The organism is Cellulosimicrobium sp. TH-20 (genome assembly GCF_002105775.1).
In the GTDB taxonomy this organism is placed as follows: Bacteria; Actinomycetota; Actinomycetes; order Actinomycetales; family Cellulomonadaceae; genus Cellulosimicrobium; species Cellulosimicrobium funkei.
This window is the reverse complement of record NZ_CP020857.1, coordinates 131,096-143,002: the sequence shown is the minus strand read 5'-3', so window position 1 is coordinate 143,002 and position 11,907 is coordinate 131,096. Positions and strand designations below refer to the sequence as shown.

14 protein-coding genes and 3 tRNA genes are annotated in these 11,907 nt (G+C 73.3%); 7 read left to right on the top strand and 10 right to left on the bottom strand.

Annotation, left to right across the window (positions count from 1 at the left end):
• The first annotated feature begins 20 nt into the window (after positions 1 to 20).
• Positions 21 to 497, top strand: a complete 477-nt coding sequence (locus tag B8281_RS00675) for a hypothetical protein (protein ID WP_157446507.1) — start codon at positions 21 to 23, stop codon at positions 495 to 497.
• A 4-nt stretch (positions 498 to 501) separates the two neighbouring features.
• Here the strand turns inward: B8281_RS00675 and B8281_RS00670 are convergent, their stop codons facing one another.
• Genes B8281_RS00670 through B8281_RS00655 form a run of 4 tightly spaced genes read right to left on the bottom strand, consistent with a single transcriptional unit; the run spans position 502 to position 4,377 of the window.
• Entirely contained in the window at positions 502 to 1,560 is a 1,059-nt protein-coding gene (locus B8281_RS00670; RefSeq protein ID WP_085386584.1) for a sulfate/molybdate ABC transporter ATP-binding protein, read from the bottom strand.
• The gene (locus tag B8281_RS00665) at positions 1,557 to 2,432 is read right to left on the bottom strand and encodes a sulfate ABC transporter permease (protein WP_137279730.1); all 876 of its coding nucleotides are present in this window, start codon (positions 2,430 to 2,432) and stop codon (positions 1,557 to 1,559) included. The genes B8281_RS00670 and B8281_RS00665 overlap by 4 nt, the downstream gene beginning before the upstream one ends.
• Positions 2,425 to 3,315, bottom strand: coding sequence for a sulfate ABC transporter permease subunit CysT (gene cysT / locus B8281_RS00660; protein WP_085386582.1), 891 nt, complete (start codon positions 3,313 to 3,315; stop codon positions 2,425 to 2,427). The genes B8281_RS00665 and cysT overlap by 8 nt, the downstream gene beginning before the upstream one ends.
• A gap of 3 nt (positions 3,316 to 3,318) precedes the next feature.
• Entirely contained in the window at positions 3,319 to 4,377 is a 1,059-nt protein-coding gene (locus B8281_RS00655; protein WP_085386581.1) for a sulfate ABC transporter substrate-binding protein, read from the bottom strand.
• Between the two features lie 238 nt (positions 4,378 to 4,615).
• Between B8281_RS00655 and purF the strand changes: the two genes are divergently transcribed.
• The gene (gene purF, locus B8281_RS00650) at positions 4,616 to 6,163 is read left to right on the top strand and encodes an amidophosphoribosyltransferase (RefSeq protein ID WP_085386580.1); all 1,548 of its coding nucleotides are present in this window, start codon (positions 4,616 to 4,618) and stop codon (positions 6,161 to 6,163) included.
• A 57-nt stretch (positions 6,164 to 6,220) separates the two neighbouring features.
• Entirely contained in the window at positions 6,221 to 7,354 is a 1,134-nt protein-coding gene (gene purM / locus B8281_RS00645) for a phosphoribosylformylglycinamidine cyclo-ligase (protein WP_085386579.1), read from the top strand.
• A gap of 240 nt (positions 7,355 to 7,594) precedes the next feature.
• On the opposite strand, the gene B8281_RS00640 is transcribed toward purM, so the two are convergent.
• Positions 7,595 to 7,801: a DUF3073 domain-containing protein gene (locus B8281_RS00640; protein ID WP_021482112.1), complete on the bottom strand. Its 207-nt coding sequence runs from the start codon at positions 7,799 to 7,801 to the stop codon at positions 7,595 to 7,597.
• 409 nt (positions 7,802 to 8,210) lie between these two features.
• Here B8281_RS00640 and B8281_RS00635 point away from each other — a divergent pair, with 409 nt between their 5' ends.
• Positions 8,211 to 8,423 (top strand): BldC family transcriptional regulator, encoded by a 213-nt coding sequence (locus B8281_RS00635; protein ID WP_021482113.1) that lies wholly within the window; start codon positions 8,211 to 8,213, stop codon positions 8,421 to 8,423.
• Positions 8,424 to 8,694: 271 nt separating this feature from the next.
• Here B8281_RS00635 and B8281_RS00630 read toward each other — a convergent pair whose 3' ends face one another.
• The 5 genes from B8281_RS00630 to B8281_RS00610 form a co-directional block, all read right to left on the bottom strand.
• Positions 8,695 to 9,003 (bottom strand): DUF3618 domain-containing protein, encoded by a 309-nt coding sequence (locus B8281_RS00630; RefSeq protein WP_021481598.1) that lies wholly within the window; start codon positions 9,001 to 9,003, stop codon positions 8,695 to 8,697.
• Positions 9,000 to 9,422 (bottom strand): phage holin family protein, encoded by a 423-nt coding sequence (locus B8281_RS00625; protein ID WP_021481597.1) that lies wholly within the window; start codon positions 9,420 to 9,422, stop codon positions 9,000 to 9,002. Before B8281_RS00625 ends, B8281_RS00630 begins: the two co-directional genes overlap by 4 nt.
• A gap of 173 nt (positions 9,423 to 9,595) precedes the next feature.
• Positions 9,596 to 9,668: transfer RNA gene (locus B8281_RS00620), tRNA-Phe, on the bottom strand.
• A 50-nt stretch (positions 9,669 to 9,718) separates the two neighbouring features.
• Positions 9,719 to 9,792 (bottom strand) — tRNA-Asp (locus tag B8281_RS00615).
• A 162-nt stretch (positions 9,793 to 9,954) separates the two neighbouring features.
• Positions 9,955 to 10,027 (bottom strand) — tRNA-Glu (locus B8281_RS00610).
• A 90-nt stretch (positions 10,028 to 10,117) separates the two neighbouring features.
• Here B8281_RS00610 and B8281_RS00605 point away from each other — a divergent pair.
• From B8281_RS00605 to B8281_RS00595, 3 genes are all read left to right on the top strand, one after another.
• A complete protein-coding gene (locus B8281_RS00605; protein ID WP_081895889.1) occupies positions 10,118 to 10,462 on the top strand; it encodes a metallopeptidase family protein in 345 nt (114 codons plus the stop codon).
• Positions 10,463 to 10,502: 40 nt separating this feature from the next.
• A complete protein-coding gene (locus tag B8281_RS00600) occupies positions 10,503 to 10,820 on the top strand; it encodes a metalloregulator ArsR/SmtB family transcription factor (protein ID WP_021481595.1) in 318 nt (105 codons plus the stop codon).
• A gap of 92 nt (positions 10,821 to 10,912) precedes the next feature.
• Entirely contained in the window at positions 10,913 to 11,839 is a 927-nt protein-coding gene (locus B8281_RS00595; protein WP_085386578.1) for a cation diffusion facilitator family transporter, read from the top strand.
• Positions 11,840 to 11,907: the final 68 nt, after the last annotated feature.

Below are 11,907 nucleotides of genomic sequence, written 5' to 3'. Positions count from 1 at the left end.
GCGCGGGTAGGGTCGTGCTCGTGAGCTCCGAGCAGTCCCGCGTGCCCGACGGCACGACCCCAGACCCGTCCGCCGCGCCCGACGCCGTCGCGCCCGACGCCGCGCGCCCCGAGGCCGGGTCCGAGGCCGCCGAGCCCGGGGGCGCTGAGCCCGAGGCCGCCGGGCCGGGGACGAGGGCGGACGAGACGCCCGGCGCGGCATCCGACGACGCCGCCTCCGCCGGTGGCGAGGAGGTCGAGATCGAGTCCGTGGTCGACCCGGCGACCGTCCGCCGCGCCCCCCGCTACCGCGCGTTCTTCACGGTCGGCATCCTCCTGGGCACGGTCCTCGGCCTGGGCATCGGTGGCGCGTGGCTCCAGTCGCCCGCCGCGGCGCCGGTCTTCAAGCCCGGCGTCTACTTCACCGTCATCCTCGTGACGTGCGCGGCGCTCGGCGCCGCGGTCGCGGGCGTGTGGGCCGTCGTCGCCGACCGCCGCAGCCTGCGCGGGCGCCGCTGACCGCTCAGCCGACGAGCGGCTCGGCCACGCGCCGGTCCGCCGGCTCGGACGCCGTACCGGTCGGGGCGCCGGCGGCGGGGGAGAGCCGCACCGCCACGCCGGGCGCCAGGCCCAGCGTCCGCGCCTCCGCGCGGGTCACGACGACGGACACCACCTCGTCGCCCGCGGTCACCTCTGCGCGCACCTCGAACCCCACGCGCGTCGTCCGCGTGACGACGCCGGTCACGCCCGCCGCGTCCGCCGTGTCCCCGATCGCGACGCCCCGGTGCGCCGACGGGTCGAGGCTCGCCCCGCCGTCCGGCAGCACCTCGACGTGCACGTCGTGCGGTCGCACGAGGACGCCGCCGAGGCGCGTGACCGGGCCGAGGAAGCCCATGACGAAGTCGTTCGCGGGGCGGTCGTAGAGGTCGTCGGGCGTGCCGACCTGCTCGATGCGGCCCTCGTTGACGACGACGATCTCGTCCGCGACCTCGAGCGCCTCCTCCTGGTCGTGCGTGACGAAGACCGTGGTCACGGGGATCTCGTCGTGCAGGCGGCGCAGCCAGTCGCGCAGCTCCTTGCGGACCTTCGCGTCGAGCGCGCCGAACGGCTCGTCGAGCAGGAGGACGCTCGGGCGGATCGCGAGCGCGCGGGCGAGCGCCATGCGCTGGCGCTGCCCGCCGGAGAGCTGCGAGGGCAGCCGGTGGGCGAAGCTCTCGAGGTGCACGAGCCGCAGCAGCTCGTCGACGCGCTCGGCGATCTCGGCCTTCGGCGTGCGGCGGATCTCGAGCCCGAACGCGACGTTCCGCGCGACGCTCAGGTGCTTGAAGGCCGCGTAGTGCTGGAAGACGAAGCCCACGTTGCGGCGGCGCGCGGGCAGGTTCGTGGCGTCGCGGCCCTCGATCTCGACCTGGCCGGAGTCCGGCACCTCGAGCCCGGCGACGACGCGCAGCAGCGTGGACTTGCCGCCGCCGCTCGGGCCGAGCAGGGCCGTGAGGCGGCCGGTCGGCACGGAGACGGAGACGTCGTCGAGCGCGACGAAGTCGCCGAAGGTCTTGCGGACGTTGCGGATCTCGATGCTCATGCGTCGGCCTCCGTGGGGGCGGCGGTGCGGGTGGACCTGACGGTGCGGGGGGAGCGGCGGGGGCGGGGGCCGGCGGCGTCGTCGGAGCGCAGGAACGTCACGGCGACGATGCACGCGACGGACACCGACGCGAGGAGGAACGCGACGGCGTAGGCGGTGCCCTGCTCGAAGTCCTGGTACCGCTGCTCGACGAGCAGCGTGGACGTCTGCGTGCGGCCCTCGAAGTTGCCGGAGACGACCTTGACCGCGCCGAACTCGCCGAGGGCGCGCGCGAGGGTGAGCACGACCCCGTAGACGACGGCCCACCGGATCGCCGGCAGGGTGATGCGCCGGAACGTCTGGAGGCGGCTCGCCCCGAGGCTCGTCGCGGCGAGCTCCTCGTCGGTGCCGAGCTCCGTGAGGACCGGCACGACCTCGCGGATGACGAGCGGGAGGCACACGAACGCGGTGGCGAGGACGATGCCCGATGGCGCGAAGATCACCTGGAGCCCGGCGTCCTCGAGGGCGCCGCCGAACCAGCCGTTCTTCCCGTACACGAGGACGAGCGAGAGCCCGACGACGATCGGGGAGACGGACAGCGGGAGGTCGAGCAGGGCGTTGAGGAGCGCCTTGCCCGGGAAGTCGTACCGGACGATGAGCATCGAGATCCCGACGCCGAACACGGTGTTGATCAGCACGACCTGCACCGCGACGGCGGCGGTGAGCTGGAGCGCGAAGACGACGGACGGGTCGGCGAGGGCCCGCTGGAACGTCTCGAGCCCGTCGGCGAACGCGCCGCGCACGACGAGCGAGACCGGCCACCCGACGAGCAGCACGAGGTAGACGACCACGACGGCGCGCAGCGTGCGGCGCACCCAGGGAGAGCTATCCACGGCGGGCCACCCTGCGCTGGAGGAGCTGGATCGTCGCGATGACGAGCAGCGAGACGAGGAGGAGCACCGACGCGACGGCCGCCGCCTGCTCCGGCTGGCCGTTCTCGAGGTAGCTGAGGATGCGCACGGAGCCCACCTCGGTGCGCATCGGCAGGTTCCCGGAGAGCAGGACGAGCGCGCCGTACTCGCTGATCGCGCGCGCGAACGACAGCGCGGCGCCCGCGGTGATCGCGGGCGCGAGGGCCGGGAGGACGACGCGGCGGAAGGTCGTGGCCCGCGTCGCGCCGAGCGACGCGGCGGCCTCCTCGACGTCCCGGTCGAGCTCGGCGAGCACGGGCTGCACGCTGCGCACCACGAAGGGCAGCGTGACGAACAGGAACGCGAGGAAGACGGCGGCGCGCGTGTTCGCGACGTCGATCCCCAGCGGCCCCGACGGCCCGTACAGCGCGAGCAGCACGAGACCGGCGACGATCGTGGGGAGCGCGAACGGGATGTCGATGAGCACCTCGAGGAGCCGCTTGCCGGGGAACCGGTCGCGCACGAGGACCCACGCGACGAGCGTGCCCATGACGACGTTGACGGCGGTCACGGCGAGCGCCTGAGTGACCGTGAGGGTCAGCGCCGCGGCGGTCTGCGGTTGCGTCACGGCGGCGACGAAGGCCGGCCAGCCGCCGACGGACGTCTCGACGAGCACCGCGATCAGCGGGACGAGGGCGAGGGCCGAGAACCACACGAGCGCAACGCCCAGCCCGAGGCCCGAGGTCGCCGTGAGCCGGTAGGGGCCGTTGGGCGCCCGACGGCGCGTGCGGCCGGGAGGCGCGGCCGGGGCCGGGCGGCGCTCGCGCGCCGCCCGGCCCGGTCGTTCAGCGAGGGTCGAGGCCACCGGTCACTGCTTCCCGGTCTCGGCCTGGATCTTCGTCACGAGGCCCTCGTCGCCGAAGAACTTGTCGTTGGTCGCGGACCAGCCGCCGAAGTCGTCGGCGATGGTGAGGAGGGTGGGGACGGCCGGGAACGGGTCGCTCGGGTCGTTCGCGCCCTCCACCTCGAAGTCGACGTCGCCGGTGAGCGGGCGGAAGCCCACGTGCGCGAACGCCTCCTGGCCCTCGGGCGTGAGGACGAAGTCGAGGTAGCTCTGCGCCTTGGGGTCGGCGTCGACCGTCACCGCGGCGGGGTTCTCGATGAGGAGCGTCTGGTCGGGGACCACGTAGTCGAACGTCTCGCCGTTCTGCCGCGCGAGGATCGCTTCGTTCTCGTAGGAGAGCAGGACGTCGCCGGTGCCGGACGTGAAGGCCGTCGTCGCGTCGCGGCCGCTGCCGGGGAGGGCGACGGCGTTGGTGAAGAACTTCCGCAGGTACTCGGTCGCGTCCTCCTCCGAGCCGCCGTTCGCGATGACGCTGCCCCACCCGGCGAGGATGTTCCAGCGGGCCGAGCCCGACGAGCCGGGGTTCGGGGTGACGATCTCGACGCCGGGCTGGACGATGTCCTCCCAGCTCTGGATGTTCTTCGGGTTGCCCTCGCGCACCACGAGCACGACGACGGACTGGCTGACGATGCCCTGGTGATCGCCCGCGTTCCAGTCCGCGTCGACGAGGCCCGCGTCGACGAGGCGCGTCACGTCGCCCTCGAGCGAGAAGTGCACGTAGTCGGCCTCCAGCCCGTCGGCGACCGCGCGGCTCTGGTCGCCTGACGCGCCGTACGACGTCTCCCAGGTCACGCCCTGGCCGTCCTCGGTCTCGCCCCACAGCTCCTGCGCCGCGTCGTTGCCCGCCTTCGGCACGGCGAAGCCGACGAGCGAGAGCGTCGTGGCCTCGACGTCGGAGCCCCCGTCGCCGCTCGCGTCGCCCCCGCCCGACCCGTCGACGGCGGTCGGCGCGCAGGCGGTGAGGACCAGGGCGGTGGCTGCCGCGGCAGCCGCGAGGGTGATCGTCGTCCGGAGGCGTCGCATGGTGTCGTCCTTCGTCGGGGTCCCGGCGAGCGGGAGCGGTGGTGGAACGGGCCCGGCGCGGCGGCCATACTTGACCCCCGCGGTCGGGTAAGTCGAGATTCAAGCGCGGCGTTCCCACGCAGCGAAACCCCCGACCGACAGGTGGGACGACGTAACGCCATCGTGAACGACGGCGGGCGGCCGTCCGCCTGGTCGTCCGCTTCCGTCCTCGCCCGCACGCTGTGGGACACTGAGGTACGTGGCCCCCCGCGGAGATGGACTTCTCAACCACGACCTCATGCCCGGCGAGAAAGGCCCCCAGGACGCCTGCGGCGTCTTCGGTGTCTGGGCGCCCGGCGAGGAGGTCGCCAAGCTCGCCTGCTTCGGTCTCTACGCGCTGCAGCACCGCGGCCAGGAGTCGGCGGGCATCGCGACGAGCAACGGCGAGCAGATCCTCGTCTACAAGGACATGGGCCTCGTCTCCCAGGTCTTCGACGAGACGGCCCTCAACGCCCTGACGGGGCACATCGCCGTCGGGCACTGCCGCTACTCGACCACGGGCGGCGTGACGTGGGAGAACGCGCAGCCGACACTCGGTGCCACCGCGTCCGGGACCGTGGCCCTCGGGCACAACGGCAACCTCACGAACTCCGCCGAGCTCGTCAACCTCGTCGCCGAGCGCTACGGGAGCCAGCGCCGCGGCGAGCTCGCGCGCGGCAACACGACGGACACCGCGCTCGTCACCGCCCTGCTCGCGGGCGACGCCGACCACACGCTGGAGGCGACGGCGCTCGAGGTGCTCCCGCGCCTGCGCGGTGCGTTCTCGCTCGTCTTCATGGACGAGCGCACGCTGTACGCCGCGCGCGACCCGCAGGGCGTGCGCCCGCTCGTGCTCGGCCGCCTCGAGCGCGGCTGGGTCGTCGCGAGCGAGACGCCGGCTCTGGACATCGTGGGCGCGTCCTTCGTGCGCGAGGTCGAGCCCGGCGAGCTCATCGCGATCGACGCGGAGGGCCTGCGCTCGCAGCGCTTCGCGCCCATCGAGCGCGCGGGCTGCGTCTTCGAGTACGTCTACCTGGCCCGCCCGGACACGAGCATCAACGGCCGCTCGGTGCACGCGGCGCGCGTCGAGATGGGCCGCCAGCTCGCCCGCGAGCACCCCGTCGAGGCGGACCTCGTCATCCCGGTCCCCGAGTCCGGCACGCCCGCCGCGGTCGGCTACGCCGCCGAGTCGGGCATCCCGTTCGGCCAGGGGCTCACGAAGAACGCCTACGTGGGCCGCACGTTCATCCAGCCGTCGGACACGCTGCGCCAGCTCGGCATCCGGCTCAAGCTCAACCCGCTGCGCGACGTGATCCGCGGCAAGCGGCTCGTCGTCGTCGACGACTCGATCGTGCGCGGCAACACGCAGCGCGCGCTCGTGCGGATGCTGCGCGAGGCCGGCGCGGCGGAGGTGCACGTGCGCATCAGCTCGCCGCCCGTGAAGTGGCCGTGCTTCTACGGCATCGACTTCGCGTCGCGCGCCGAGCTCATCGCGAACGGCCTGTCGCCGCACGAGATCGGCCAGTCGCTCGGTGCCGACAGCCTCGGCTACATCTCGACCGAGGGCATGATCTCGGCGACCGAGCAGCCGTCGTCCCAGCTCTGCACGGCGTGCTTCACGGGCAAGTACCCCATCGAGCTGCCGCCGGACGACCAGCTCGGCAAGCACCTCCTCGAGCAGGCCGAGCTCCCGCTCGGGGCGCCCGAGGACGGGCTGCGCAGCCTCTCGGTGACCGCCGGCGGCGCCGGCGCCCTCCAGCATCCCTGACCCGCACCCTCCGCACCACCGGCGCGCGCGCCGCGAGACACCTTTGGAGCCGACACCATGACTGCCGACTCGCCCCGCACGGGCCTCACCTACGCCGCCGCGGGGGTCGACACCGAGGCCGGTGACAAGGCCGTCGAGCTCATGAAGGACGCCGTGCGCCGCACCCACGGGCCGCAGGTCCTCGGTGGCGTCGGCGGGTTCGCCGGGCTCTACGACTTCTCCGAGGTCGCGACGTACCGCCGTCCGCTGCTCGCGACGTCGACCGACGGCGTCGGTACCAAGGTCGCGATCGCCCAGGCGCTCGACGTGCACGACACGATCGGCTTCGACCTCGTCGGCATGGTCGTCGACGACATCGTGGTGGTGGGTGCCAAGCCGCTGTTCATGACCGACTACATCGCGTGCGGCAAGGTCGTGCCCGAGCGCATCGCGGGCATCGTGCGGGGCATCGCCGCGGCCTGCGAGGTCGCCGGCACCGCGCTCGTCGGCGGCGAGACGGCCGAGCACCCGGGCCTGCTCGGCGAGGACGAGTACGACGTCGCGGGCGCGGCCACGGGCGTCGTCGAGGCGGACGCCCTGCTCGGCCCGGAGCGCGTGCGCGAGGGCGACGTGCTCGTCGCCCTGGCGTCGTCAGGTCTCCACTCGAACGGCTACTCGCTCGTGCGCGCCGTGCTGAAGCACGCGGGCTGGGGCCTCGAGCGGCACGTGGACGAGCTCGGCCGCACCGTCGGCGAGGAGCTGCTCACCCCCACGCGCGTCTACGCGAGCGACTGCCTCGCCCTGGCCGCCGACGACGCGGCCCAGGTCCACGCGTTCACGCACGTCACGGGCGGCGGCCTGGCCGCGAACCTCGCGCGTGTCCTCCCGGCGGGGCTCGTCGGGGTCGTGGACCGGGGGAGCTGGGACGTGCCGCCCGTCTTCCGCCTCCTGCGCGAGCTGGGCGGGGTGCCGCGCGGCGACCTCGAGAACACCCTCAACCTCGGCGTCGGGATGGTCGCGGTCGTGGGCGCGGACGGCGTCGACGCCGCCCTGGCGCGGTGTGCCGCGCTCGGCGTGCCCGCGTGGGTGCTCGGCACGGTCGAGGCCTTCGACCCGGACGCGGCCCGCGACCTCGCCGACGGCGACCTGGTCGCCGGCACCAAGGGCGTCCAGGCGGGCGCGGTGCGCCTCGTCGGGGACTACCGACCCTGATCACCGCCCGGTCGGGTCGGCGCGCGGATCGCGGCGTCGGCCCGACCGGGGCTGCCGTCCCGCGGGCGCGACGGGTCCATCCGCCAAGGACGTCGCGGTGGGGCGACCCGGCATGGACGTCGCAGTGGGTGATCCGTCGCAGACGCACGACGACGGCGCCACCGCCTGCGGGCAGGCGGCGGCGCCGTCGAGGTCAGGTGCGTCCGTGCGAGACGGCGGAGGGGGTGTCGCGGACGACCGTCAGCGGTCGTCGGACCAGTCGTTGTAGCGCTGGTCGTAGCGCTCGAGGTCGTCCGGCTCGGCGCCGAAGCGCGAGTCCGTCACGACATCCGTACGGCTGTGACCCGTGAGCTCCTGCTCGAGCGCACTGTAGTTCGTCTCGGGGCTGTAGTACTTCAGCGCGCGAGCGACCTTGGTCTGCTTTGCCTTCTGACGGCCGCGGCCCATGGCTCCGACCCCCTCAACGTAGAAGCGGGGCGGCAACGTACTCAGACGTGCGGCCCCGGGGTGTAGTTTCGTCTGTTCAGGGTCCAACGGTACATGCTCAGGGCCTATTCCATCCACTCAGAGACCCTGCTCGAGCCGTGGACGTGCCTACCGTCACACAGTCTCCACCGCGCGGCCTCGCCCGGACCGGGTCCGGCGGTACGGAGGGGCTCTGCGGACCACCTGCGGCAACGCTCTCGTATGCCGCAGGAGCGCCTATCCGGCCGATCCGACCATAGAGCGCCTAATTCACCCGTCCGTCAAGTCGCCCGAAATCCGCATGCTGCGACAATGGAAGGTACTGGCGTCGTGCTGTCGTCGTGATCCGGGGTATCTGCCGGACCAGCGCGTACCAGGAGGAGGTGTCGTGATGTCCATGCACGGGGAGTCCGAGGTTCTGCTCACGCCCGCCGAGGTCGCCAGCCTTTTCCGCGTCGACCCCAAGACCGTCACCCGCTGGGCGAAGGCGGGCAAGCTGTCGTCGATCCGCACCCTCGGTGGCCACCGGCGCTACCGCGAGTCCGAGGTCCGGGCCCTGCTCGGCGCCGCGAGCGAGCCCGCGGACGGTACCGACAAGTCCTGACCCGGGGTCGCGCCCGGCCCACGGCACGCCGACGTGGCGGCGCGCACCCGAACGGACGCCGGCACGACGCGCGTTCTCGGTCGGCGCCGGCCTTGCCACCCAGCCCTGCGCGCGTGCGACGTTCCCGCACGCCGGACGTCCCGCGTCCCCGAACCCTCCCGCGTGCCGGACGCCCCGCGCGTCGTCGAACCTTCCCGCACGCCGGAACGCCGCCGACCCCGCGTCCGGTGGAGCACCGGCGCGGGGTCGACGGCGTTCGTCGAGGGGGTCGTTACGAGCGGCGGCGGAGGATCGCCGCGGCCACCAGCGCGACACCGACCACGGCGGCGCCCAGCAACAGCTTGACGTTGCGGGACCGGTCCGGGTCCTCCTCGGGCAGCCCGTTGCCGGAGAGGAACGCCCCGGTGTCGCTCGCCGCCTGCTTCGCCTGCTGCGCGGCGGCCTTGGCCTGGACGCGCGGGTCGAGCCGCGTCGTGAGCTCGTCGATCGTCCCCGCGAGCTCCTTGCGGGTGCGCGCGATCTCGTCCTCGAGCTGGGACGGGGAGAGCTGGGGGTCGGGGGTCTCGCCGGTTCCGCTCACGGGCGCAGTCCTTCCTTGATGGTCGCGACGTCTTCCTTGATGCTCTCGACCGCACCGGTCGGCGTCGGCGGCACGCCCCGCTGGAGCTGCTTGACGCCGACGAACGCGAGCGTACCGGCGACCAGCACGAGGACGCCGCCGACGATCAGCGCCGCGAGCCACAGCGGCATGGCGGTCGCGAGGCCCTCCATGGCGGAGTGCAGCAGGAAGCCCAGGCCGTACAGCACGAGCACGCCGCCGACGACGAGCAGGCCGATGCCGATGCCGGCGTGCTTCGCCTTCGTCGTCAGCTCGGCCTTCGCGAGGGCGATCTCCGAGCGGACGAGCCGGGTCGCCTGCTCGGACAAGCGCTCCACGAGCTGTCCGACCGTCGGCTTCTGCTCCTCGGGCGGGATGCGCCCGTCGATCCAGTCGCTCATCTCTCAGCCTTTCCGCAGGTGATCCCCCACCACTCAACCGGCACCGGGGTCGGCGCGCAACTTCCCCGGGGGTGCGCGCGGTGCCCGGGGGCGAGGAGGGTCGCGCGAGGGACGCCGCGCGGGCCAGGGACGCAGAAGACCCCCGTCCGGAATCCCGGGCGGGGGTCTCTCGGTGGCTCCGACCGGCGTCGATCCGGTGACCTTTCGATTTTCAGTCGAACGCTCTACCAACTGAGCTACAGAGCCATGGGGGAAGAGCCCGGCCGGCCGATGCCGACCGGGCTCTTCGCCTCACGCGACCCTGACGGGACTTGAACCCGCGACCTCCGCCGTGACAGGGCGGCGCGCTAACCAACTGCGCTACAGGGCCTTGCTGTTCTGTGCGAGACACACCCTAACACCAGGGAACCCGGCGATTTCACCAGTAGACCTGGCGGTGTGGTGGCCCGCATTCGAACCGAGAGGATCGTACCGTACCGGTGAGCCGATCCGTAAATCCGCCGGTGACCACCGGTCCCGACGCGATCTCGCGTACCCCCAACGGGATTCGAACCCGTGCTACCGCCGTGAAAGGGCGGGGTCCTAGGCCGCTAGACGATGGGGGCTCAGGAACGTCGGCCAGTGTACAGCGGCGCCGCCGGGGGCTCCTCGTCGGATCCGCCGCCCGCGCGGGGGAGGATGGGCGGGTGGTGGAGATGACGCGGGCCGACTTCGAGGACGCCGTGCGCGACGGGCTGGACCTCGTCCCCGAGGAGCTGGCGGTGCAGATGGACAACGTCGTGGTGCTCGTCGAGGACGACGCGCCCGACGACGACCCCGAGCTGCTCGGGCTCTACGAGGGGGTGCCGCTCACGGAGCGCGACCACATGTGGGCGGCGGGCGCGCTGCCCGACCGCATCACGATCTTCCGGAACCCGACGCTCGCCATCTGCGAGACGCGCGAGGACGTGGTCGAGGAGGTGGCGGTGACCGTCGTCCACGAGATCGCGCACCACTTCGGCATCGACGACGACCGGCTGCACGAGCTCGGCTGGGGCTGAGCCCGGGCGGTCCGGGGCTGCCGATCGCTAGGATCGGCGGGTGACGACGAGCGCCGCGAGCGACCCCCGGCACGACGGCGCGCACGACCACGAGGCGGTCGCGCGCCTGCTCCACGCGCTCGCCGAGCCGCGCCGTCTCGCGATCGTGCACCTGCTCACGGGCTCGGAGCGCCGGGTCGTCGACCTCACGCGCGAGCTCGGGCTGGCGCAGTCGACCGTCTCGGAGCACCTCACCACGCTGCGCGAGGTGGGGGTCGTCGCGGTGCGGCGGGAGGGCCGGTCGTCCTGGTACCGCCTCGTGCGCCCGGAGGTCGCGCACCTCCTCGCCGACGCGGAGCACGTCGCCCTCGCCCCCTGACCCCTGCGCGTGACGCGTGTCACGGTGCATCCCGCCTAGAAAACATCGGTGTTCATCGATATCATCGGTAAACACCGATGAATGGAGGATCGATGGGAGCGGGTCACGACCACGGCGCAGGTGACCTCGGCGCGCCCGACCACCGCAGGCGGCTCGCCGTCGCGTTCGGCATCACCGCGACGATCCTCGCGGCCCAGGCCGTCGGCGCGGTGCTCACAGGGAGCCTGGCGCTCCTCACGGACACGGCGCACATGCTCACCGACGCGATCGGGCTGGCCGTCGCGCTGGTCGCGGCGTCGCTCGCGCTGTGCCCGGCGACCAAGCACCGCACGTGGGGCTTCCGTCGTGTCGAGGTGCTCGCGGCCCTCGCGCAGGCGGCGCTGCTCCTCGCCGTCGGCGCGTACGCCGCCGTCGAGGGCGTCCGGCGCCTGCTCGAGCCGCCCGAGGTGCCCTCCTCCGAGCTGCTCGTGTTCGGGATCGTCGGCCTCGTGGGGAACCTCGTCGCCATCGCGGTCCTGGCGTCCGGGCGGCGCGCGAACCTCAACCTGCGGGCCGCGTTCCTCGAGGTGGTCAACGACGCGCTGGGCTCCGTCGGGGTCATCGTGGCCGCCGTCGTGATCGCCACGACGGGCTACCAGCGGGCCGACGCGATCGCCGGCCTGCTCATCGCCGTCCTCATCGTGCCGCGCGCGTTCCGCCTCCTGCGCGAGGCGACGGCCGTCCTCATGGAGTTCACGCCCGAGGGCCTGGACCTCGACGACGTCCGGCGGCACATCCTCTCGCTCGACCACGTCGAGGACGTCCACGACCTGCACGCCTCCACGGTCGCGACGGGGCTCCCGACCATCTCGGCGCACGTCGTCGTGGACGACGCGTGCTTCCGCGACGGGCACGCGCTGGAGATCGTCGAGCGCGTGCGCACGTGCGTCGCCCACCACTTCCCGGTCTCCGTCGAGCACTCGACCTTCCAGCTCGAGACGGCGGCCCTGCGCGACCGCGAGGCGCACGGCCACGCCTGAGGGCGCCGTCGGGCCTCCCCGCGGCGCGCGACCGGACGCCCTGGGGACGACCCGTCGCCGCGCGGGGC

What these genes read in the sequence shown, in the direction of transcription:
- B8281_RS00670 (WP_085386584.1), bottom strand. Translation starts at nt 1,560, where the DNA reads ATGAGCATCGAGATCCGCAACGTCCGCAAGACCTTCGGCGACTTCGTC.
- B8281_RS00655 (WP_085386581.1), bottom strand. Translation starts at nt 4,377, where the DNA reads ATGCGACGCCTCCGGACGACGATCACCCTCGCGGCTGCCGCGGCAGCC.
- purM (WP_085386579.1), top strand. Translation starts at nt 6,221, where the DNA reads ATGACTGCCGACTCGCCCCGCACGGGCCTCACCTACGCCGCCGCGGGG.
- B8281_RS00640 (WP_021482112.1), bottom strand. Translation starts at nt 7,801, where the DNA reads ATGGGCCGCGGCCGTCAGAAGGCAAAGCAGACCAAGGTCGCTCGCGCG.
- B8281_RS00635 (WP_021482113.1), top strand. Translation starts at nt 8,211, where the DNA reads ATGTCCATGCACGGGGAGTCCGAGGTTCTGCTCACGCCCGCCGAGGTC.
- B8281_RS00625 (WP_021481597.1), bottom strand. Translation starts at nt 9,422, where the DNA reads ATGAGCGACTGGATCGACGGGCGCATCCCGCCCGAGGAGCAGAAGCCG.
- B8281_RS00605 (WP_081895889.1), top strand. Translation starts at nt 10,118, where the DNA reads ATGACGCGGGCCGACTTCGAGGACGCCGTGCGCGACGGGCTGGACCTC.
- B8281_RS00595 (WP_085386578.1), top strand. Translation starts at nt 10,913, where the DNA reads ATGGGAGCGGGTCACGACCACGGCGCAGGTGACCTCGGCGCGCCCGAC.